The organism is Micromonospora sp. NPDC005215 (genome assembly GCF_040607915.1).
GTDB lineage: Bacteria > Actinomycetota > Actinomycetes > Mycobacteriales > Micromonosporaceae > Micromonospora.
The window spans coordinates 15784-37323 of the sequence record NZ_JBEXHQ010000002.1; the positions used below are offsets into that span (position 1 = coordinate 15784).

Consider the following 21540-nt stretch of genomic DNA (forward strand, 5'->3'; position numbering starts at 1 on the left):
CGGCGGCTAACCCCGACGCGCCCAGGTCCAGGCGTACCCCTCGTCCTCGCAGCCGCTGGCGGCGTCGCAGAGATCCAGGGGGCGGAAGGTGTCGACCATGACGGCCAACTCGTCGAAGTAGTCGGCCCCGATGGAACGCTCGGCGGCACCCGGCTGGGGGCCGTGGGTGAAACCGGACGGGTGCAGCGAGATCGAGCCCTGCTCGATGCCGGAGCCGCGGCGGGCCTCGTAGTTGCCGCCGGTGTAGAAGAGCATCTCGTCGGAGTCGACGTTGTGGTGGTTGTACGGCACCGGGATCGAGTCCGGGTGGTAGTCGACCTTGCGGGGCACGAACGAGCAGATGACGAAGTTGGGGCCCTGGAAGGTCTGGTGCACCGGCGGGGGCTGGTGGATGCGGCCGGTGATCGGCTCGAAGTCGTGGATGGAGAACGCCCACGGGTAGAGGTGGCCGTCCCAGCCGACCACATCGAACGGGTGGTTGGCGTAGACGTAGCGGGTCCAGCCACGCCGGTGGCGGACCAGCACCTCGGCCTCTTCGCCGTCGACGAGCAGCGGGGCGTCGGGGCCGCGGACGTCGCGTTCGCAGTACGGCGAGTGTTCCAGGAACTGGCCGCGGACGGAGAGGTAGCGCTTGGGTGGGCCGATGTGGCCGGAGGCCTCGACGGTGAGCAGCCGGACCGGCTGGTCGCCGGTGGGCACCAGCCGGTGGATGGTCGAGGTGGGGATGACGACGTAGTCGCCGGCGACCGCGTCCAGCACCCCGAACGGGGATTCGACCCGCAGGGCGCCCGACTCGACGTAGAGGCAGTGGTCGCCGGTGGCGTCGCGGAACAGCGGTGAGGGCCGGTCGGCGAGCACGTACCCGATCCGGACGTCGTCGTTGGCGAGCAGGTACTGCCGGCCGAGGACGGGGTCGGCACCGCCGGTGTCCAGCTTGTGGGTGCGCAGGTGGCGGGGCTTGAGCGGCAGGTTCGGTGCCCGGGTGAACACGGGTGGGGTGAACTCGTCGGCGGCCAGGATCGCGGTGGGCGCGTGCCGGTGGTAGAGCAGGGACGAGTCGGAGGAGAAGCCCTCCTGGCCCATCAGCTCCTCGGCGTAGAGGCTGCCGTCGGGCTGGCGGAACTGGGTGTGACGCTTGCGCGGCACCTCGCCGACGCTGCGGTAATACGGCATCTCGCCTCCCGATATGTCCCGTTCACCGGCCGATGGCGTCCGACTATCGGACGCTGTTGTCCGTTCCTCGTAGCGTCCCGTACATTATTGTTCCGTGTCAACGCAGCTGCCCGCACTCCTCGACGGCCTGGTGGACGACGCCGCCGTCTTCCCCCCGGGCAGTGCCACGCTGCCCGACGCGCTGACCGCCCACCGCCGGCACCGCACCGCCTGGTACACCGACCTGGTCGGCCCCCTGCTGATCCCCGCCTCGACCGTCTCGGCGGGAGAGCTGAGTGGTCTGGTCGACCCGGGTGAGGGCCTGGTGATCGGGCTGATCGGTGACACCGGGATCGGGAACCTGCCGTTCGCGCTGTCGTTTCTCGCCCCGGACGGCGTCACCGCGCGTCAGGTCGAGGTGGCGGTCGCCAAGCGCGGCGAGGACCCGCTGCCCGGCATCGCCGAGCTGCTGCGACTGACCGACACCATGCCGGGCGTCGAGGCCGTGTACGCCGAGCTTCCGTTGACCTTCGGGCTGGTGGGCGCGCTGGACGCGATCGCCGCCGCCCGCGCCGTCGGCGTCCCGATCGCCGCCAAGTTCCGCACCGGCGGACTTGCCGCCGAACTGTTCCCCACCCCGGCCGAGCTGGCCGCCGTGATCTGCGCCTGCCGGGACCGGGACCTGCCGTTCAAGCTCACCGCGGGGCTGCACCAGGCGGTCCGGCACCTCGACCCGGAGACCGGCTTCACCCACCACGGGTACGCCAACGTGCTGGCCGCGACGCTGGCCGCCGCCGACGGCGAGAGCGTGGGCCGGGTCGCCGAGCTGCTGACCGCGCTCGACCCGCGCCCCCTGGTGGAGCGCGCGACCGCACGGCTGCACGAACCCCGCCCACTCTGGGTCGGCTTCGGCTCGTGCAGCATCCTGGAACCACTTACCGATCTGATCCGGCTGGGGCTGGTGAACGGGGGCTACGACGCATGACCTGGGTGACCGGCGTTGACGGCTCGCCGTACGGGGTGACGAACCTGCCGTACGGGGTCTTCCGGCGCGACGGGGGCCGGCCGCGGATCGGCGTACGGATCGGGTCGTGGGTGTTCGACCTGGCCGCGGCGGAGGCCGCGGAGCTGGTGCTGGCCGCCGGTGCGTTGTGCCGACCCACCCTCAACGAGTTCATGGCGCTGGGCCGTCCGCAGTGGATCGCGGTGCGGCAGCGGATCACCGAGCTGTTGACCGACCCGACGCACCGGGCCGACGTGGAGCCGATGCTTGTGCCCCTCGACGACGTGGAGCTGCTGCTCCCGATCGAGGTGGCCGACTACGTGGACTTCTACTCCTCCGAGCACCACGCGTCGAACGTGGGGCAGATCTTCCGCCCCGGTCAGCCGCCGCTGCTGCCGAACTGGAAGCACCTGCCGATCGGCTACCACGGACGGGCCGGCACGGTGGTCGTCTCCGGCACGCCGGTGATCCGGCCGACCGGCCAGCGGGCCTCCGCCGAGGGCCCGGTCACCGGCCCATCGGTACGCCTCGACATCGAGGCCGAGGTCGGCTTCGTGGTGGGCGTACCCAGCCGGTTGGGCGATCGGGTCTCGGTCGACGACTTCGCCGACCACGTCTTCGGGGTGGTGCTTGTCAACGACTGGTCGGCCCGGGACATCCAGGCCTGGGAGTACCAGCCGCTCGGCCCGTTCCTCGGCAAGTCGTTCGCCACCTCGATCTCGGCCTGGGTGACGCCGCTGGACGCGCTCGGCGACGCCTTCGTGCCGGCCCCCGACCAGGACCCGCCGGTGGTCGACTACCTGCGCGACGTGCCGCACCTGGGTCTGGACCTCCGGCTGGCGGTGGAGTGGAACGGCGCGCTGGTCAGCGAGCCGCCGTTCGCCACCATGTACTGGACGCCGGCACAGCAGTTGGCCCACCTCACCGTCAACGGCGCGGCTCTGCGCACCGGCGACCTGTACGCCTCCGGCACCGTCTCCGGTCCCGACCGTGCGCAGGTCGGCTCGTTCCTGGAGCTGACCTGGGGTGGGGCGGAGCCGGCCACGGTGGGAGACGAGAGCCGCGCCTTCCTCGCCGACGGCGACACGGTGACCATCACCGCCACCGCGCCCGGCCCGGACGGCACCACCATCGCCCTGGGCGAGGTCAGCGGCACCATTCGTCCGGCCAACTGAGCGGTCGCATTCCATTCGTCTCGTGCACGGGACCGGTTATCGCACAGCCGGTGCGATAACCGGCAGTGGTTGACCCGTTGATCGTCCGGATCCCGTTGCCTCGCCGCGCGATCCGAGCCGGGCTCAACCCGGCTGCCAGCGGTGGGGCATCCATCGCACACGGAGGTAACGACGATGCACGATCTTGCGGGCGCGGTCTGGCGTACCAGCAGCCGTTCCAACGACCAGGGGCTCTGCGTGGAAGTGGCGGACAACCTGGTCGATGTCCATGGTCTGGTCGCGATCCGCGACTCCAAGGACCAGGCCGGCGCCACACTCGCGGTCAGCCCGCCGGGGTGGACAGCCTTCATCGGCGCGATCCGGGCCGGTCGCTTCGAACACTGACCGGAGCATCGGCACCGGACGACGACGTCTGGTGCCGAGCGACGGTCCAATCGGACAGCGTGGCCTCCGGGAGGTGGAAAATCCGTCCCGGGGGCCCCGGCCGGCCCTTACTCCGCGTACCGTCGGGGACACGGGAGGCTGGCATGTCGACGGTGGCGGTTACCAGGTTCATCGAGGCGCACGCTGTCGATGTCTGGTGTCTGCTGACCGACCTGCCCGGCCGCGCGGCCCGGCTGACCGCCGCCGGCCCGATCGAGGTGCTCACCCCGGGTCCGTTCGGGCCGGGCACCGCCTGGCGTGAGGAGCGTGCCCAGCCCGGCGGCGGCACGTTGACCGAAGAGTTCCTGGTGGTGGAGGCACTCGCCCCGCACCGGTTGGTGCTCTGCTCCTCCGGTGCTGGCGTGGACTACCGGATCACCTGGAGTTTGCGGCCGGTCCGGCGTCGCCGTCGAGGTTGCACGGCGGTCACCGTCACCCACGAGGCCGTGCCGACCGCTCCGTACGGTCGGGTGGTGGCGCTGCTGCTCGGCGGCCTCGCCGCGCGGGCGGTCGAGGTGGCGCTCGGGCGCGACCTCGCCGACCTGGCCGTCGCGGCCGGTGCCGGCTCCGTCGAAGCCGCCTGAGCGCCGGCTGGTCACCTCCGCCTCCGCACGTGGTCGTCGTGACCTGCGCTGGGTCCGGCCGGTTCCGCTGGGTAGGGTGCCGGGCGGAGGTGCGGCATGGGGATCCCGAGGGGCCGACGACGGCTCGCGATGACGGTCGCGGCGCTGCTCGCGACAGCGGCTGTCGCGGTCATCGTCCACCGGGTGCTCGCGCCGGCCGAGGTGAGCACTGTGGCCCGAGCCGAGTATCCGCCAGCGGCCCAACCGGCAGCGGGTGTGGTCGGTCGACTACCGGTCGCCCCGTTGATCGTGGACGGGAGACTGCGGGTGTACGCCGCACACCGCCAGGTCTACGCCGACCGGCCGGTCGACGGTCGGCACCGGACCACCCCGTACTGGTCGTACCGCCGCTGGCCCGCGGCGTTGACCGGGGTGGTGGCCAGCGGCAGCACGGTGGTCAGCCGTTGGTCCGACGGGCAACTGGTCGCGCTCGACGCGCCGACCGGTCGGGTGCTCTGGAGGGCCGACGGCCCGGAGCCCGCCGAGAGCGAGGCGGTGGTACGCCGTACCGGTGCGGCCACCGTCTGGGACCCGCGCGGGCTGCACCTCGCCGACCTCCCGGACGGCCGCACGGTGGTGGTGGTCAGCGGAGACGCCGAGGCGCGCGGGGTCGAGGTGAGCGGCGGTCAGCAGCTGTGGCGGGTCGACCTGCCCGGCGGTTGCCGCAGCGACGTCGGCACCACCGCCGCCGGCCAGCTGATCGGTCTGGACCGGTGTGCCGGACCCGCGACTGTCGAGTTCCGGGACGCGGCGACCGGCGCGGTGCGCGAACGGTGGCGACCGCCGGGCGGGTCGGACGAGTTGGTGGTTACTCCGCTCGGTTGTCGTACCGGCCGGTCGGACTGCCCGGCCCTGCGCACGGCGGGACCGGGCGACGCGGCCGGCCGGGGGTGGCTGGTGGGCGCCGGCGAGCCGGTCGCTGCCCCCGCGCTCGATCCGGCCGGGGCCACGGTGGTGGGTGAGCAGGCCGTCGTGGTGCGCGACGGGGTGGCGGTGGGTCGGTCGGCGCGTACGGGCGTCGAGCTGTGGCGGTCCGCCGACCTCGGTGCGGCACGGGTCCTGGCCGCGCAGCCTGGCCGGGTGCACCTGCTGACCGAAGCCAACGACCTGGTGACGCTGGACCCGGTGACCGGTACGCAGCTGTCCCGCTTCTCGCTCAACGTCGGACGGGACGGGACGGGCTGGGTGCCCGGGGCGGTGGGGGCCGGGGGCGGCTACGTCGCTGTGGAACGACTCCGCAGGCCGGTCGACCCTGCTGGCGACGACAGGCGTTACTACCTGACGGCGGAAGCGGTGATCCTGGCCGCCACCTGATCGTGGTGTCTCCGGCACCCGGAGAACTGAACCGTCCATACCCTTTGTCGGAAAAAGGTATGTTCCTCACGATTCAGGTTTCCTCGGGAAGGGGTCGGCGCATGGGCAGGACGGCAGCCAACTACCTCGTGGGTGGCGCACTGGCCGCCGCGGCGAGCCTCGCACTGGCAGTTTCGCCGGTGCTCAACGCCGATTCCGCGTCGGCGCGCGGGTTCGGTGCCGTCCGGGCCGCGCCGTCGGGGAACGTCACCTTCGAGATCCTGCCGGCGTCGCCGACACCCACGCCGACACAACCCCCGCCACCCACGCCCACACCCCCGCAACCCACACCGGCGCCACCCCAGCCCACGCCCAGCCACGGTGGTCGGCTGCCGGTCACCGGTTCCGGCGGGTCGACGTTGCTGCTCACCGGACTGGGCGTGACCCTGCTGGTTGTCGGTGGGTTCGCCGCCCGCCGCAGGCGGGTCTGACGTGCACCTGCCGTCAGGGCCGTGGCGGCAGCCTGTCCGGGGAGCGGCGCTCGGCGGCCGGTGCCTCGCGCAGCCGCCGGTGCGGTGTCAGCGTCCGGCCGGGACTCGCTCCCGTGGCTTGTCGGTGGAGGGCTGAGGGGACCGACGGGATCGGCGGGCCAGCACCGCGAGGCCGGCGAGGAGCAGTAGGCCTGCGACGGCCGCCGCCACGGTCCAGCCGGACGTCATCCGGGAGATGACGCTGCCCCGTTTGCCGACCTGACCCGCGTCGGGGAATGTGATCTGCGCGCTGATGCTGCGTTTCACCAGCCCGCTCTCCAGGTTCACCTCGATCTTCCAGGGCCCGTTCGGCAACTCGGCGGGTAGCCGGGCGACGACCTGCCCGGAGCCACCCGGCGGTAGCGTGACGCCCTGCCCGACCTGGAATGGGCCGGCACGGCTGCCCGCCGGTCCGTCGGTGAGGGTGACCGAGCCGGTCAGGTCGATGGCGCGGCCGCCGGTATTGGTGACCTGGGCGGTCAGCGAGGGTTCGCCCGCCGGGCTGCGGGCCGGGCGAAGCTCACCGATGGAGAAGTCGGAGACTGGTTCGCCGCCGGGTCCGATGTCGAGGTACATCCGGACGCCGACCCGGTGGATCTGGATGACCTCCCCGTCGGAGCGGGGCGCGGAGGTGGCGGACGCCCAGATCACCCCGTACCGCTCGCCGCGCGAGGCGGCCGGCGGCACCGTGATGGTCGCCCGGACCCGGGCCTCGCCCCACGGTTGCACCTCCACGACGGAGTTGTCGAGGGTGATCCAGGAGGTCAGTTCGTTGGCCGCGCGTCCCTCGCCGAACCTGAACTCCGATCCATCCACAGTCGCCGAGGCCGGGTACACGTCGATGCGCCGGGCCTCATCGGTGCGGTTGCTGATCAGCAGTTGCCGCTTGATGGTGGTGCCCGGCGGTAAATGATCAACGATGTAGCGCAACGCCCGGGGGTCGCCGCGGCGATTGCTCGGCGCCTCCAGCAGCCGGATCCCGAGGCGGTCGTCGGCGTCCGGCTCGGCCGCGCCGGCCCGGGTCGACAGACCTGGACCGGCGAGGCAGAGCAGCGCCAGTGCGACCGCGAGGGTCGACCGGCCGTGGCGGCTAGGCCACCGAATGCGTCACCGTCCCGGTGTAGACGCCCGCGATGCTGTCCAGCGGGACGTTGACGATCAGGGTGGGGTTCCAGGTCGCGGTGTTGCCACCCGTGCCGCCCGAGTGGGTGAACGCCGTGAGCGGGGTGGCGCTGTCCAGGGGCGCCGCCGCGGCGGCGTTGACCTGGCCCGGCGTGAAGGTGCCGGTGCCGGTGGTCGCGGTCGCCGGACCGGACCAGTAGTCGATCTCGGACGGGAGGACCGTCTCGGCGGGAGTACCGCCGCCGGTCTGGAAGACCGTGGCGGTCACCGAGGCCACCCAGGAGGCGTCCGCCGCACCGCGGGAGTCGTTGACCGTGACCGAGCCGAGCTGGCCGGTGATGGTGCTGCCGGGCGCGCCGCTGCCCAGGTCGGCGGTGGCCGGCGCGTCGATGTCGAGGGTGCCCGCCTCCACCTCGAAGGTGACGGTGGTGGTGTCGGTCGGCGCGGCGCTGGCCGGTGCGGCGAGGAAGCCCACCATCGCGGCGGCGGCCGCCCCGGTGAGGCAGATCTTGGCAGTACGCACTGTTTGTTACCCCGTTTCTCGAAGTGAGCCGGCGTGATCTCTCGATGCAACCGGCTACTTCGGAAGATAGGGCAGTTAAGGGGACAAAAGTGGACGAACGGATCTTATAGCCCGATCTGGGTCAGGTCAGCGCCGACTCCGCAGCGGTCAGGAACGCGTCGTTCTCGGCGGGGGTGCCGATGGTGACCCGGACCCCGTCTCCGGCGAACGGTCGCACGATCACCCCGCGCGCCTCGCACGCCTTGCCGAACGCCACCGCCCGCTCGCCCAGCGGCAGCCAGACGAAGTTGGCCTGGCTCGTCGGCACCTCGGGCACGAACTTGCGCAGCCCCTCACTGACCCGGTCCCGCTCGGCGACGACAAGGGCGCAGCGGCGCTCCATCTCCGTCGCCTGGGTCAGCGCGGCGAGCGCTCCGGCCTGGGCCGCCGTGCTGCTGGAGAACGGGGTCGTCACCTTGCGGATGGCCGTGGCCACCACCGGCTGGGCAACCAGCCAACCCATCCGCAGCCCGGCCAGACCCCACGCCTTCGACAGGGTGCGCAACACCGCCACGTTCGGCCGGTCCAGGTAGTCGAGACCGTCCGGCACCTCCGGGTCGGTGACGAACTCCCGGTACGCCTCGTCGATCACCACCAGCACGTCGTCCGGCACCGCGTCGAGGAACCGGTCCAGCTCGGCCCGGCGCACCGCCGTACCGGTGGGGTTGTTCGGGTTGCAGACGAAGATCACCCGGGTCCGGTCCGTCACCGCCGCGGCCATCGCCGCCAGGTCGTGCCCGTGCCCGGCGTCGTTCGGCACCCGCACGCTTGTCGCGCCGCTGGTCGCCACGATGATCGGGTACGCCTCGAAGGACCGCCACGAGTAGAGCACCTCGTCGCCGGGCAGGCAGGTGGCCCGGACCAGGTGCTCGGCGAGCGCCACCGACCCGCAGCCGGTGGCGATCCGGTCGGCGTTCACCCCGTACCGCTCGGCCAGCGCGTCACGCAGCGCGACCACGCCCATGTCCGGGTAGCGGTGCGAGGTGGTGATCGCCTCGGTGACCGCCTCCACCACGCCCGGCAGCGGCCCGTACGGCACCTCGTTGCTGGCCAGCTTGATGGCCTCCGGCAGGCCCAACTCCCGAGCCAGGTCGGCGGGACTGCGCCCCGGCACGTAGTTCGGTAGCGCGTCCAGGTCGGCGCGGGTCAGCCGCAGCGCCGGCTGGTGACGTCCGGAGTCGGTCATCTGGTGTCTCCCGGGGGCTGGTTGCTGTCGTTCGAGGGGGCGGAACCGGTGGGGTGCGGAACTTCGACGACGACTGTCTGCGCGCGCTTGTCGTGCAGCGCCTGGCGCAGCGGGTGGTCGAAGAGCGGGGAGAGGGCGTCGACAAGTTGCAGCACCAGACCGATCCCGGCGCAGTACCAGAGCAGAGTCGGCAGGCCGAGCGTGCTCCACCGGCTCAACGACCGACCCATGCCCAGCGGCTGGTCGGCGGCGAGCGGCACCGCCCGGATCCGCATCAGCCGCTTGCCGACGGTCTGCCCATTGGCGGCCATGGCCGGCACCTCGTACGCCAGCCAGAGCGCGGTGGCGATCAGCAGGATCACCAACAGGAGCGAATTGGCCTGCTCGCTGGGCAACGGCAGGCCCTCGGCGGAGGTCTCGCCCCGCGCCGCCCGCCGGAAGATCTCCTGCCAGTACGGGGCCCACTCCTGCGCCCAACGCCAGACGAACCAGCCGTTGGCCACGATGTTCAGTGCGAAGACGAGACCGAAGTCGATCAGCCGAGCAGCCAACCGGCGGCCGTAGCCGGCCAGCACGAAGCCGTGCGGTCGTGGCTCGGGCGGTCGCATCGACCAACCGGGGTGGCCGGGCGGGGGCGCCCAGCCAGGTTGGCCACCCGGGGGCGCCCAGCCCGGCGGATTGCCCTGCGGACCCCAACCAGGCGGGCTGGCAGTCGGTCCCCAGCCTGGACCGTGGCCCGCCTGCGGACCGTACCCCGGTGGTGGGCCCTGCTGCGGCGGCCCGCCGGGCGCGACGGTCGCCGGGACCGGGGTGCCCGCCGCAGCGGGCGCGGCCGGGGTGACCGGCGCGGGCGGCGGCTCGACCGGTGGAGGGCCGTCCGGCGGGGTGGCGTCGACGGGGATGGGCGCGCCGAGCCAACCCTCGCCGTCCCAGTAACGCCGGGTATCGGTGTCGGCCGGGTCCACGTACCAGCCGGGTTGAACGCTCACGCCGCCACTCCGCTGCTGGACCTGCTGGTTTGCTCGCTGCGCTCGCTCACGCCGTCGCTCCGCTTCGCTGCGCGACGGCGCGAGGCGCCACGCTACTGGACCTGCTGGTTCGCTCGCTGCGCTCGCTCACGTGGACACCTTAACGACGACCGTTTCGGCGAACTTGTCGTGGAGGCACTGCTGCCACGGCTTGTCCCAGAGCTGCCACAACCCGTCGACGTAGGCGCCGGCCGGGACCAACGAACCCCCCAGGTACTGCACGAGCCAGCGCCGGCCGGCCATCCGCCGGTCCAGCGTGCGGGTCGGGTCGATCGGCACCACGCGCAGCTTCAGCGCCTTCTTGCCGACCGTCTGACCGCCGCGCTTGAGGTATTCGACGTGGTAGAGCCAGTAGAGCCCGAGCGTCACGACGAGGAACCCGAACTGGAGCAGCAGCATCGGCAGGAAGAACTCGACGAACAAGGTGGCCATGTCGGGTTCCACCAGCGAGCCGTCCGGGTTGGTCTGGGTTATCTCGGTGGCCATCCGCAACCAGAGGACGAGGAAGAACGGCAGGAACAGCACAAGCGACACGGCGCTGGCCAGCGCCGAGTCGATCAGCCAGGCCAGCAGCCGGTCGGCGAAGCTCGCCAGCGGCTGACCGCCCGGGCTCAGCGGCGGGGGCAGCGGGCCGGGTGGTCCGGCATGCCACGGTGGCGGGGCGTACCCGGGTGGGGCGTACTGCGGTGGCGGGGCGTACCCGGGTGGGGCGTACTGCGGCGGCGCAGCGTACCCGTGGGGGTGTGGTCCGGGCGGCGGCGCGACGCCGCCGGCGGCGGGCTGAGGCCCACCGACCGGCGGTGTCGGGTACGACGGAGGCTGCGTCACGCTCGCAAGTGTTACAGGTTGCCGCGGGCTTCCTGCTCCCGCTCGATGGCCTGGAAGAGCGCCTTGAAGTTGCCCTTGCCGAAGCCCAGCGAGCCGTGCCGCTCGATCAGCTCGAAGAAGACGGTGGGGCGGTCCTGCACCGGCTTGGTGAAGATCTGGAGCAGGTAGCCGTCCTCGTCCCGGTCGACCAGGATCTTGCGGGCCTTCAGCTCCTCGATCGGCACCCGCACCTTGCCGATGCGGGCGCGCAGCTCGGGGTCCTCGTAGTACGAGTCCGGGGTGTCCAGGAACTCCACCCCGGCGGCCCGCATCGCGTCGACGCTGGCCAGGATGTCGTTGGTGGCGACGGCGATGTGCTGCGCCCCGGGGCCCTGGTAGAACTCCAGGTACTCGTCGATCTGGGACTTCTTGCGGGCGATCGCCGGCTCGTTGAGCGGGAACTTCACCTTGCGGGTGCCGTTCGCGACGACCTTGCTCATCAGCGCCGAGTAGTCGGTGGCGATGTCGTCGCCGACGAACTCCGCCATGTTGGAGAAGCCCATCACCCGCTTGTAGAACTCGACCCACTCGTCCATCCGGCCCAGCTCCACGTTGCCGACCACGTGGTCGACGGCCTGGAAGAAGCGCTTCGGCTGGATGCCGGCGTCGATCATCGGCCGCCGGTCCACGATCGGGCCGCGAGCGGTGAAGCCGGGCAGGAACGGGCCGTCGTAGCGGGACCGGTCGACAAGGGTGTGCCGGGTGTCGCCGTACGCGGCGATGGCGGCCATCCGCACGGTGCCGTGCTCGTCGGTCACCTCGTGCGGCTCGACGACGCTGGTGGCGCCCTGCGCGATGGCGTGCGCGTACGCGGCGTCGACGTCCGGCACCTCCAGCGCGATGTCGCTGATCCCGTCGCTGTGCTTCGCCACGTGCTCGGCGCCGTCGGCGTCCGGGCGCACCGCGCCGGTCAGCACGAACCGGGCCGAGCCGCTGGTGAGCACGTACTGGGCGTGGTCGCGGTAACCCTGCTCGGGGCCGCGGTACGCCACGCAGGTCATGCCGAAGGCGGTGGAGTAGTAGTGCGCGGCCTGCTTGGCGTTGCCGACCAGGAAGTGCACGTGGTCGAGGCCCCGCACCGGGAACGGGTCGTGGCTGATGTCGTGGTCGACAGCGCCGACGAGCCGGTCGACGTCGACGTCCTCGGTCGACTGCTGTCGGTCGATCGCCTGGGTCATGGTGGGCTCCCTCGCGTACCGGCCGGCCTTGTGGGCAGCCGTGGTCGGTTCTTTCAGGGAGGATCGCTGTCCCGGCACCGGGTGGGCAACTGTGGCCAGAATTGCTGGTCAGGTTGCGCATTCGGTATGGTCCTAGGTCATGAATGGTGAGCAGAATGTACAGCTCGACGTGCTCGATGTGCGCCTGATCGAACTGCTCGCCGAGGAGCCGCGGATCGGGGTGCTGGAGTGCTCCCGCCGGCTCGGGGTGGCCCGTGGCACCGTGCAGGCCCGGCTGGACAAGTTGGTCGACCGGGGCGTGATCGGTGGATTCGGCCCGGAGATCGCACCGGCCGCGATCGGGTTCGGGGTGACCAGCTTCGTCACCCTGGAGATCAGCCAGCGGCACGGCCACGACCCGGTCACCGCCCACCTCGCCGCGATCCCCGAGGTGCTGGAGGCGCACACCATCACCGGCTCCAGCGACCTGCTCTGCCGGATCGTGGCCCGCTCCAACACCGACCTGCAACGGGTCATCGACCAGATCGTCGCCTCCGCCGGCATCACCCGGGCCTCGACGATCATCGCGCTGGCCGAGCAGATCCCGTACCGCACGCTTCCCCTCGTCCGCAGCGCCCTGCGCGCAGAAGGACGAACACCCTCGTAACACCTCCGGGCGCAGAAAGCGCGGCGACACGGCGGCGCGGGCGTACGGAAGATCCGCGATCGTGGCTACGGTGTGCGGGTGGCGAAGGGGAGCGTGCGCGGCGGGCTGCTGCTCGGCCTCGCCGTGGTCGTCGCGCTCGCCGCGACCGGCGTGTGGAATCCCTTCCCCGGCCTGTGGGAATGGGTGGACCGCAGCGAACCCATCTCCGAGCCCGACGTGGTCTGGCAGCAACGGATCGGCGGCACTCCGCGCAGCGTGACCATCGCCGGCGACGCCGTCGTGGTCGAGCAGCGCACCCGGGTGGAAGCCCGCAGCCTGGCCACCGGCAGCCAGCTCTGGGAGCGCAAGGCGGACTGGTCGGCGGTCGCGGGCGGCGACAAGGACCCGGTCGTCGCCGTGGGCAAGCTCCTGGTCAAGGGGTACGAGCTGCTCGACCCGACGACCGGGGCGACCCGGCGACGCGACGACGACGCGGTGGCCGTCTGGACGTACCGCAACCTGCTGCTCGACGCCCGCTGCACGGACGCCACCGACTGCACCCTGAGCGCCTGGGATCCCCGTGGCACCGCGCCACTCTGGACGGCCTTCCTGCCGGGGGTGCACAGTGGCCTGCTCGCCGACAACCCGGGCCTGCGCGGCACCCGCCGGCTCGCCGCCACCCGGATCGACGACGGGGTCGCCGGGGCGGAACCAGTGCCACCGCTGCTCGGCTTCCCGGTGGACGGCCGGGTTCACGTTGTCGACACCGCCACCGGTCGCGTGTTGCAGAACGTCGAACCCGGGCGCGACGAGCGGCTGTCCGTGGTGGGCGGTCGGATGCTGCGGATCGCCGCCCGTTCCCAGGACGGCGCCTGCTACTTCGCCATCTCGGCCCGGGACCCGGCGACCGGGCAGGAGGCCTGGCAGCGGGCCGGGGTCAACCTGCGGACCGCCGACAGCGCCGGCTGCGTGCAGCGCGAAGACCCGCAGGGTGCGCGGAACGTGCTGATCGGTGTCGGCCCGGACGGCCGCGAGGCGGTCATCGACGGGTACGACGGCCGGCTGCTCTGGGTCGGCGAATCGGGCACCAAGCTGATCGCTGTCGACGACCGCTACGCGGTGTTCCGTGCCGCCGACAAACGTTCGGTGGTCGCCCGTCAGCTCGGCACCGACCGGGTGCTGTGGACGCGGCCCGCCAGCGGCAAGGCCGGTGCCGCGCTGACCCCGTACGCGGCGGTGGTCGCGGACGAGAAGCCGTCCCGGTTGGCCGCGGTGGACCCGCGCAACGGCCGGGAGTTGGCTGTGCTGCGTACCTCGGCGAAGGCCCTCGCGGTCGGGTCGCAGGGCATGATCATCGGCGAGGGGCGCGAGATCGGGTATGTCCGCTTCGGCGCCGGCGGGGGCTCACCCGCCCGCCCGCCCGGCGACGGCGGGACCCCCGGGCCGGGAGGCACCGGCCCCGGCGGGCCGAGCAACGGCGACTGCGGGCCGAAGGGTGAACTCTGCTCCGACCCGGACGGCGGCAAGGACGGCTGAGGGCCTGGTCACCCGCTGGCTGAGCGGGCGGGATGAGAGCGGCGTCCCAGGACCCGCCCGGCGGGTGGGAGTGATCGACCGGTCTGCCCTAGGCTTGCCGCTCATGAGCAGTGCCGCCGCATTCTCGTACGCCCCCCTGCTGCCGACCGGCCCCGACCAGACGGACTTTCGCCTGGTCACCGACGAGGGCGTCGACGTCGTACACGGCCCGGGAGGCCGCCGGTTCCTCACCGTGGAGCCGGCCGCCCTCACCGCGCTGACCGCCGAGGCGATGCACGACATCGCGCACTTCCTCCGGCCCGCGCACCTGGCCCAGCTCCGGGCGATCATCGACGACCCGGCCGCCTCGCCGAACGATCGGTTCGTCGCACTGGACCTGCTGCGCAACGCCAACATCGCCGCCGGCGGGGTGTTGCCGATGTGCCAGGACACCGGCACCGCGATCGTGATGGGCAAGCGCGGCCGGCACGTGCTCACCGACGGCGCGGACGCCGAGGCCATCTCCCGGGGCGTCTACCAGGCGTACACCAAGCTCAACCTGCGGTACTCCCAACTCGCCCCGCTGACCATGTGGGACGAGCGGAACACCGGCAGCAACCTGCCGGCCCAGGTCGACCTGTACGCCGAGGACCCGGACGGTCACCCCGACGCGTACAAGTTCCTGTTCATGGCCAAGGGTGGTGGCTCGGCCAACAAGTCGTACCTCTACCAGGAGACCAAGGCGCTGCTCAATCCGACGCGGATGATGCAGTTCCTGGAGGAGAAGCTGCGGCTGATCGGCACCGCCGCCTGCCCGCCGTACCACCTGGCCATCGTCATCGGCGGCACCTCCGCCGAGTACGCCCTGAAGACCGCGAAGTACGCCAGCGCGAAGTATCTCGACGCGCTGCCCACCTCCGGCTCGATGAGCGCGCACGGCTTCCGAGACCTGGAGTTGGAGGCCGAGGTGCTGGAGCTGACCCGCAACTTCGGCATCGGGGCGCAGTTCGGCGGCCGGTACTTCTGCCACGACGTACGGGTGGTCCGGCTGCCCCGGCACGGCGCGTCCTGCCCGGTGGCGATCGCCGTCTCCTGTTCGGCCGACCGGCAGGCGGTCGCCAAGATCACCCCGTCGGGTGTGTGGCTGGAGCGACTGGAAACCGACCCGGCGCGCTTCCTTCCCGACGTCACCGACGATGCGCTCGACGCCGAGCTGGCGGTCCGGGTCGACCTGAACCGGCCGATGGACGAGATCCGCGCCGACCTGTCCAAGTACCCGGTGAAGACCCGGCTGTCGCTGTCCGGCCCGCTCGTGGTGGCCCGGGACATCGCGCACGCGAAGATCGCCGAGCGGCTGGATGCCGGTGAGCCGATGCCGCAGTACCTGCGCGACCACGCGGTCTACTACGCCGGCCCGGCGAAGACCCCCGAGGGCTACGCCTCCGGCTCCTTCGGCCCGACCACCGCCGGCCGGATGGACGCCTACGTGGAGAAGTTCCAGGCCGCGGGAGGCTCGCAGGTGATGCTCGCCAAGGGCAACCGGTCCGGTCAGGTGACCCGCTCCTGCCAGCGGCACGGCGGCTTCTACCTCGGCTCGATCGGTGGCCCCGCGGCCCGCCTCGCCCAGGACTGCATCAAGCACGTCGAGGTGCTCGAATACGCCGAGCTGGGCATGGAGGCGGTCTGGAAGATCGAGGTGGAGGACTTCCCCGCCTTCATCGTTGTCGATGACAAGGGCAACGACTTCTTCGCCGAGGTCACCAAGCCGGTGCTCACCGTCGGCCGCCGCTGACCCGACCGGCATGGAGAGGGGCGCCGAGCGAATCCGCTCGACGCCCCTCCTGTCGTCCGTGCTGAACCGACATCGGTACGCCCGCCCCTGCTGGGGGGTATGGAACGGGCGCACCGCCCCCGTCGGATGCCGTCACCGACAACGCTCAATGAGTGTCCGATGGATCGCTGCCGATCCGCTCTCACATCGCTATCGCCTGACTGCGCCGATCTGTCACCGCCGGACTACGCTGCTGAAAGTCGGGCCAGTGGGGCGGGGGAGCAGATGCGGTTCGGGATCCTGGGGCCTCTGCGGGTCGGCGGTGGCGAGGCCACCGTGACCGCTGGTCGAGACCGGATCGTGCTCGCGATGTTGCTGTTGCGGGCCGGCCGGCTCGTGCCGGTGGAAGAGTTGGTAGACGCGGTGTGGGAGGAACGTCCTCCGGCCACTGCGCGGGCTCAGTTGCAGACCTGTGTGTCGCGGTTGCGTCGCCGGTTCGCCGAGCTTGGGTTGGCACCGGAGGCCATCGTCACCGATCCGGTGGGGTATGGCGTCCGTACCGGGCCGGACGACCTGGACGTTGAGGTTTTCGTCCGGGGTGTGGAGGCGGCTCGTGCCGCGGTCGAGGCCGGTCGGTTGGATGATGCGCGGGCGGCATACCGCGGCGCTCTGGCGCTTTGGCGGGGGTCGGCGCTCGGTGGTATCCCGAGTCGGAGCATCCGCCGGCGCGCGCAGGCACTTGATGAGCAGCGCCTGACCGTGTTGGAGGAGTGCGTTGACGTCGAGTTGCGTCTCGGCCGAGGTGCCGAGCTGATCGACGAACTCGCCGAGAGCAGCGATCAGCATCCGCTGCGCGAGCGACTGCGCGGTCAGCTGATGCTTGCCCTGTGCGCGGTCGGTCGGCAGGCCGACGCGCTCGCGGTGTATCGGGAGGGTCGGCGGTTCTACGCCGACGAGTTGGGCATCGAGCCGGGCGCCGAGCTGCAGAAGCTGCATCAGCGCGTACTCGCCGGCGATCTTGTCCTGGCCGGTCGGGCGTCGTCGCCGATCCACCCGGTCCGCTCGTTGCCACGCGCGATCGGCGACTTCACCGGTCGGCAGCAGACGCTGGCGCGTCTGGTGAAGGACGTGGAGGCCGGCGCGCGAATCCAACTCATCGACGGAATGGCCGGCAGCGGTAAGACCACGCTCGCGGTGCACGTCGCCACCGCCCTGGCCAACGACTACCCGGACGCCCAGCTCTACATCGACCTGCACGGGCACAGTGAGCGCACTCCGCTGACACCGGCCGCGGCGGTGGCCACGCTGCTGCGGCACCTCGGTCTGCCCGCCGAACGGGTGCCGACGAACCAGGACGACCGGCTGGCGCTCTGGCGCACCGAGCTGGCCGGCCGACGGGCCCTGCTGGTGCTGGACAACGCGGCCACCGCCGACCAGGTGACACCCCTGCTGCCCAACGGCTCGCACTGCCTGGTCCTGATCACCAGCCGCCGCCGGTTGGTCGGGGTGGACGAGGGTCGACCGTCGTCACTGCCGGTGTTCGACCCGGACGAGGCGATCGAGCTGCTCGGCCACGTTGTCGGCGTCGACCGGGTGGCGGCCGAGCCGGAGGCGGCCAGTGAGGTCGTCCGCCGTTGCGGCCACCTGCCACTCGCCATCCGGCTGGCCGGTGCCCGACTGGCACACCGGCCCCGCTGGCGCATCGCCGACCTGGCCGAGCGGCTGACGAGCCGACCCGATCCGTTGGCCGAGTTCGAAGCGGGCGACCGGTCCGTCGGTCGGGCCTTCGCCCTGTCGTACGCCCAGGTGTCGCCGGCGGCGCAGCGTGCGTTTCGGCTGCTCGGCCTGCACCCGGGGGTACGGTTCGACAACTCGGTCGCCGCCGCCCTGGCCGAGCTGCCCCTGCCCGACGCCCAGGACCTGCTGGACGCCCTTGTCGACGCGAACCTGGTGGAGGAGGCCGAGCCGGGTCGGTACCGGCTGCACGACCTGGTCCGGGAGTACGCGCGGACCCTGGTGTCCGAGCCGGAGCGGGCAGTCGAGCGGCGGCAGGGCATCGAACGTCTGCTCGATCATCACCTGCACGTCGCCACGGCGATCGCGCGTACGAGGGAGCTCTCCTCAGCCCACTCGCTGATCGTGTTTGCCCCGCCGATCCGCGCTGACCTGGTCACGCTCGTCGCCCAGCAGGGCAGCGCCTGGCTCGACGAGAACCTGGCGGTGTGGACCGCCCTGGTCCGGTTGGCGGAGACCGAGGGGTTCCTCCGTTACTGCTGGCAGTTGGCGAGGGCCTGCTGGTACGCCCAGTTCGAGAGTGGTCGCCTGGATGAGCTGATCGAGACACACACCATCGGCCTGCGCGCCGCCGAGGAGTTGGCCGACGACAGAGCGGTGGCGACGGTGCTCAACTATCTGGCCTCGGCCCACTTCCGGCTGGGCAGGTTTCCCGAGTCGTTCCAGCTGATGGAGAGGTCGCTCGATATCTTCCGCCGCCTCGGGCTGCGCAGCGAGATCCGAAACATGCTGGCCAATCTGGCCGCCGCGTACTCGGCGAACTCCGACTTCCCGCAGGCCCGCGAGCGTTACGACGAGGCCGTTGCGCTGGCGAGGCGGATGAGCGACAGCAAGGCGTTGGCGAACGTGCTCAACAACCTGTCGGTCACCCTGCTCATGTGGGGGCGGCACGACGAGGCGCTGCGCACCGCTCGACGGCACCTGGGCATGGCTCGCGAGGTCGGCGACCCGCGTCGGATCGGCAACGCCCTCGGGCACCTGGGCATGATCCGCCATCGGATGGGGGATCTGGTCCCGGCTCGGCGGTTGTTGCGACTGGCCCTTCGCTTCAAGCGGCAGAACGGCACCAGGTTTGGTGAGGGCGAGGTGTTGAACGAGATCGGGATGATGGAACGGGAGGCTGGGCGCCCGGAGCTGGCCGCCGACCTGCACCGTACGGCGCTCGTCGCGATGACCGAGGTGGGGGACCTCGTCGCCCAGTGCGGCACGCGCAATCTGCTGGCCCGCGCCATCCTGGACCAGGGGGACTCGACCAGCGCGCTCGACCTGCATCGTCGGGTGCTCGCCGATGCCACCGGGCTGGGGGCCCGATACGAGCAGGGCCGGGCGCTGGAGGGCATCGCCCGCTGCCTGCTTCCGACCGACCCGGCGGCGGCGCGTGCACACCTGAACCGGGCGCTGTTCCTGTTTCGGCAGGTCGAGTCGCCGGACCAGCACGAGGTGGCACGCCTGCTCGCCGAGTTGGGCTGACGGATCATCTGCGAGTCGGCCACGGGCGCGGCAGGATGGTACGTGTGACGACTCCAGAGGCGACCGGTTACCGGATCGAACGCGACTCGATGGGCGAGGTGGAGGTGCCCGCCGAGGCGCTGTGGCGGGCACAGACCCAGCGTGCGGTGCAGAATTTCCCGATCTCCGGCCGGGGCATCGAACCGGCCCAGATCAAGGCCCTCGCCCAGATCAAGGGCGCGGCGGCCGAGGTCAACGGTGAGTTGGGCGTGATCGAGGCCAACGTGGCCGCGGCCATCGCCGCCGCCGCGGCGCACGTGGCCGACGGTGGCTACGACGACCAGTTCCCGGTGGATGTGTTCCAGACCGGTTCGGGCACCTCGTCGAACATGAACGCCAACGAGGTGATCGCCACCCTGGCAAGCCGGGAACTCGGCTCACCGGTGCACCCGAACGACCACGTCAACGCCTCCCAGTCCAGCAACGACGTCTTCCCGTCCTCGATCCACCTGGCCGCCACCCAGTTCATCGTGGAGGACCTGCTGCCGTCGCTGGGCCACCTGGCGGCAGCGCTGGAGGCCAAGGCGGCGGAGTTCGAGACGGTGGTCAAGGCCGGACGCACCCACCTGATGGACGCCACTCCAGTCACAGTGGGCCAGGAGTTCGGTGGGTACGCCGCCCAGGTTCGCTACGGCATGGACCGGCTGGAAGGCGCGTTGCCCCGGCTGGCCGAGTTGCCACTGGGTGGCACCGCCGTCGGCACCGGGATCAACACTCCGCTCGGCTTCGCCGCTGCCGTGATCGGCAAGCTACGCGAGTCGACGGGGTTGCCACTGTCCGAGGCGCGCAACCACTTCGAGGCGCAGGGTGCCCGGGACGCCCTGGTGGAGACGTCGGGGCAGCTGCGTACCGTGGCGGTCGGCCTCTACAAGATCGCCAACGACATCCGGTGGATGGGTTCCGGTCCGCGCGCCGGCCTCCGCGAACTGCGTATCCCCGACCTCCAGCCCGGCTCGTCGATCATGCCCGGCAAGGTCAATCCGGTGGTTGCCGAGGCGATGCGGCAGGTGTGCGCACAGGTGATCGGCAACGACGCGACGGTCGGCTTCGCTGGCTCCCAGGGCGACTTCGAGCTGAACGTGATGCTCCCCGTGATGGGCCGCAACCTCCTGGAGTCGATCCGGCTGCTCTCCGCGACGAGCCGGTTGTTCGCCGACCGGCTGGTGGTCGGCCTGGTCGCGGACGCCGAGGTCTGCCTGGCGTACGCCGAAGGCTCACCGTCGATCGTCACCCCACTCAACCGTTACCTGGGGTACGACGAGGCCGCCTCGATCGCCAAGGAGGCGCTGGCCAAGCAGACCTCCATCCGTGAGGTGGTGATCTCTCGTGGCCACGTCGATTCCGGCAAGCTCACCGAGACCCAGCTCGACGAGACGCTGGATCTGCTTCGGATGACCCACCCCTGACCCGGGGTGCCGCTCAGCGGACCCGGGGTGCCGCTCAGTGCGGGCCGGCGCGTGGGGTCGCCCAGCCGAGGAGTCAGGACGAGCTGGCCAAGGCGGTCAACTACTCGGCGTCGATGGTCAGCGCCGTCGAGCTGGGCCAGCAACCGCCCACCGCCAAGTACCTGAAACTCGTCGACCGAGCCCTGGACACCGGCGGTGGTGCGCGACCAGACGCTGCACCTGGCCAGCATCGCCACAGGGCACCCGCGAGTCCGGCTGCACGTCGTGCCGCGATCCGCCGAGGAGTACCCAGGGCTCGGCGGACCGTTCGCGTTCGCTGCCTTACCCGACGGCACGGAAGTGGCCTACCTGGACAGCCAGGTTCGGGGCCAGGAGCTGGACCAGCCGCAGGATCTGTTGCGGTTACAGCGGATCCGGGAGGCTACCTTGGGGGAAGCCCTGCCTCCGCAGGCTTCCATCGAGCTGATGAACGAGGTGGCCGAATCATGGAGCTGATCGGCGCTGAGTGGCGCAAGAGCAGCCGCAGCAACCAGGACGGGAACTCGTCGAGGTGGCGACGACTCTCGGGGACGTGGTCGGGGTGCGCGACAGCAAGGACTCGGACGGGCCCGTGCTCGTCGTCGACGCGTACTCCTGGCGGCTCTTCGTGGTCGCGCCCCCGCGCTGACGCGATCGCCTTGCCCGCGACGGTGGACGCGGGGTTTCTGCCCGCAACTTCACCGAAGTTGCTGCCTCGTCGCGGCCTGAGGCAGCAACTTCGGTGAAGTTGCGCAGATCT

18 protein-coding genes and 2 pseudogenes are annotated in these 21540 nt (G+C 71.4%); 13 read left to right on the forward strand and 7 right to left on the reverse strand.

The features are described 5' to 3' along the window. Positions 1 to 6 precede the first annotated feature (6 nt). Positions 7 to 1173 carry a homogentisate 1,2-dioxygenase domain-containing protein gene (locus tag ABZU25_RS02160; protein WP_355027481.1) on the reverse strand — a complete coding sequence of 389 codons (1167 nt, stop codon included), beginning with the start codon at positions 1171 to 1173 and terminating at the stop codon, positions 7 to 9. 94 nt (positions 1174 to 1267) lie between these two features. Between ABZU25_RS02160 and ABZU25_RS02165 the strand changes: the two genes are divergently transcribed. The 6 genes from ABZU25_RS02165 (at position 1268) to ABZU25_RS02190 (ending at position 6160) form a co-directional block, all read left to right on the forward strand. Next, positions 1268 to 2137, forward strand: coding sequence for a hypothetical protein (locus ABZU25_RS02165; protein ID WP_355027482.1), 870 nt, complete (start codon positions 1268 to 1270; stop codon positions 2135 to 2137). Continuing rightward, complete coding sequence (gene fahA / locus ABZU25_RS02170; protein WP_355027483.1) at positions 2134 to 3330, forward strand: fumarylacetoacetase; 1197 nt, start codon at positions 2134 to 2136, stop codon at positions 3328 to 3330. Before ABZU25_RS02165 ends, fahA begins: the two co-directional genes overlap by 4 nt. 174 nt (positions 3331 to 3504) lie before the next feature. Further along, positions 3505 to 3714, forward strand: a complete 210-nt coding sequence (locus tag ABZU25_RS02175; RefSeq protein WP_355027484.1) for a DUF397 domain-containing protein — start codon at positions 3505 to 3507, stop codon at positions 3712 to 3714. A 143-nt stretch (positions 3715 to 3857) separates the two neighbouring features. Further along, complete coding sequence (locus ABZU25_RS02180; protein ID WP_355027485.1) at positions 3858 to 4337, forward strand: SRPBCC family protein; 480 nt, start codon at positions 3858 to 3860, stop codon at positions 4335 to 4337. A gap of 96 nt (positions 4338 to 4433) precedes the next feature. Beyond that, the gene (locus ABZU25_RS02185; RefSeq protein ID WP_355027486.1) at positions 4434 to 5690 is read left to right on the forward strand and encodes a PQQ-binding-like beta-propeller repeat protein; all 1257 of its coding nucleotides are present in this window, start codon (positions 4434 to 4436) and stop codon (positions 5688 to 5690) included. A gap of 101 nt (positions 5691 to 5791) precedes the next feature. Then, positions 5792 to 6160: an LPXTG cell wall anchor domain-containing protein gene (locus ABZU25_RS02190; protein ID WP_355027487.1), complete on the forward strand. Its 369-nt coding sequence runs from the start codon at positions 5792 to 5794 to the stop codon at positions 6158 to 6160. Positions 6161 to 6247: 87 nt separating this feature from the next. Here ABZU25_RS02190 and ABZU25_RS02195 read toward each other — a convergent pair whose 3' ends face one another. The 6 genes from ABZU25_RS02195 to hppD form a co-directional block, all read right to left on the reverse strand. Continuing rightward, positions 6248 to 7129: a hypothetical protein gene (locus tag ABZU25_RS02195; protein WP_355027488.1), complete on the reverse strand. Its 882-nt coding sequence runs from the start codon at positions 7127 to 7129 to the stop codon at positions 6248 to 6250. Positions 7130 to 7289: 160 nt separating this feature from the next. After that, positions 7290 to 7844: a hypothetical protein gene (locus tag ABZU25_RS02200; protein WP_355027489.1), complete on the reverse strand. Its 555-nt coding sequence runs from the start codon at positions 7842 to 7844 to the stop codon at positions 7290 to 7292. 121 nt (positions 7845 to 7965) lie between these two features. Continuing rightward, on the reverse strand, positions 7966 to 9069 hold the full coding sequence (hisC, locus tag ABZU25_RS02205) for a histidinol-phosphate transaminase (protein ID WP_355027490.1): 1104 nt from the start codon (positions 9067 to 9069) through the stop codon (positions 7966 to 7968). After that, on the reverse strand, positions 9066 to 10058 hold the full coding sequence (locus tag ABZU25_RS02210) for an RDD family protein (RefSeq protein WP_355027491.1): 993 nt from the start codon (positions 10056 to 10058) through the stop codon (positions 9066 to 9068). Before ABZU25_RS02210 ends, hisC begins: the two co-directional genes overlap by 4 nt. Before the next feature lie 126 nt (positions 10059 to 10184). Then, positions 10185 to 10925: an RDD family protein gene (locus tag ABZU25_RS02215; protein ID WP_355027492.1), complete on the reverse strand. Its 741-nt coding sequence runs from the start codon at positions 10923 to 10925 to the stop codon at positions 10185 to 10187. Positions 10926 to 10936: 11 nt separating this feature from the next. Continuing rightward, positions 10937 to 12142, reverse strand: a complete 1206-nt coding sequence (gene hppD / locus ABZU25_RS02220) for a 4-hydroxyphenylpyruvate dioxygenase (RefSeq protein WP_355027493.1) — start codon at positions 12140 to 12142, stop codon at positions 10937 to 10939. Between the two features lie 139 nt (positions 12143 to 12281). On the opposite strand from hppD, the gene ABZU25_RS02225 reads away from it, so the two are divergent. The 7 genes and pseudogenes from ABZU25_RS02225 (at position 12282) to ABZU25_RS02255 (ending at position 21429) form a co-directional block, all read left to right on the forward strand. After that, positions 12282 to 12788: an Lrp/AsnC family transcriptional regulator gene (locus tag ABZU25_RS02225; protein ID WP_355027494.1), complete on the forward strand. Its 507-nt coding sequence runs from the start codon at positions 12282 to 12284 to the stop codon at positions 12786 to 12788. Positions 12789 to 12893: 105 nt separating this feature from the next. After that, positions 12894 to 14303 (forward strand): PQQ-binding-like beta-propeller repeat protein, encoded by a 1410-nt coding sequence (locus tag ABZU25_RS02230; RefSeq protein ID WP_355027739.1) that lies wholly within the window; start codon positions 12894 to 12896, stop codon positions 14301 to 14303. Between the two features lie 103 nt (positions 14304 to 14406). Beyond that, complete coding sequence (locus ABZU25_RS02235) at positions 14407 to 16074, forward strand: fumarate hydratase (RefSeq protein WP_355027495.1); 1668 nt, start codon at positions 14407 to 14409, stop codon at positions 16072 to 16074. A gap of 264 nt (positions 16075 to 16338) precedes the next feature. Further along, entirely contained in the window at positions 16339 to 19317 is a 2979-nt protein-coding gene (locus ABZU25_RS02240; RefSeq protein ID WP_355027496.1) for a BTAD domain-containing putative transcriptional regulator, read from the forward strand. A gap of 35 nt (positions 19318 to 19352) precedes the next feature. Then, the gene (locus tag ABZU25_RS02245) at positions 19353 to 20762 is read left to right on the forward strand and encodes a class II fumarate hydratase (protein ID WP_355027497.1); all 1410 of its coding nucleotides are present in this window, start codon (positions 19353 to 19355) and stop codon (positions 20760 to 20762) included. Next, positions 20759 to 21257, forward strand: a pseudogene (locus tag ABZU25_RS02250) (Scr1 family TA system antitoxin-like transcriptional regulator). Before ABZU25_RS02245 ends, ABZU25_RS02250 begins: the two are co-directional and overlap by 4 nt. Continuing rightward, positions 21248 to 21429, forward strand: a pseudogene (locus tag ABZU25_RS02255) (DUF397 domain-containing protein). The pseudogenes ABZU25_RS02250 and ABZU25_RS02255 overlap by 10 nt, the downstream one beginning before the upstream one ends. Positions 21430 to 21540: the final 111 nt, after the last annotated feature.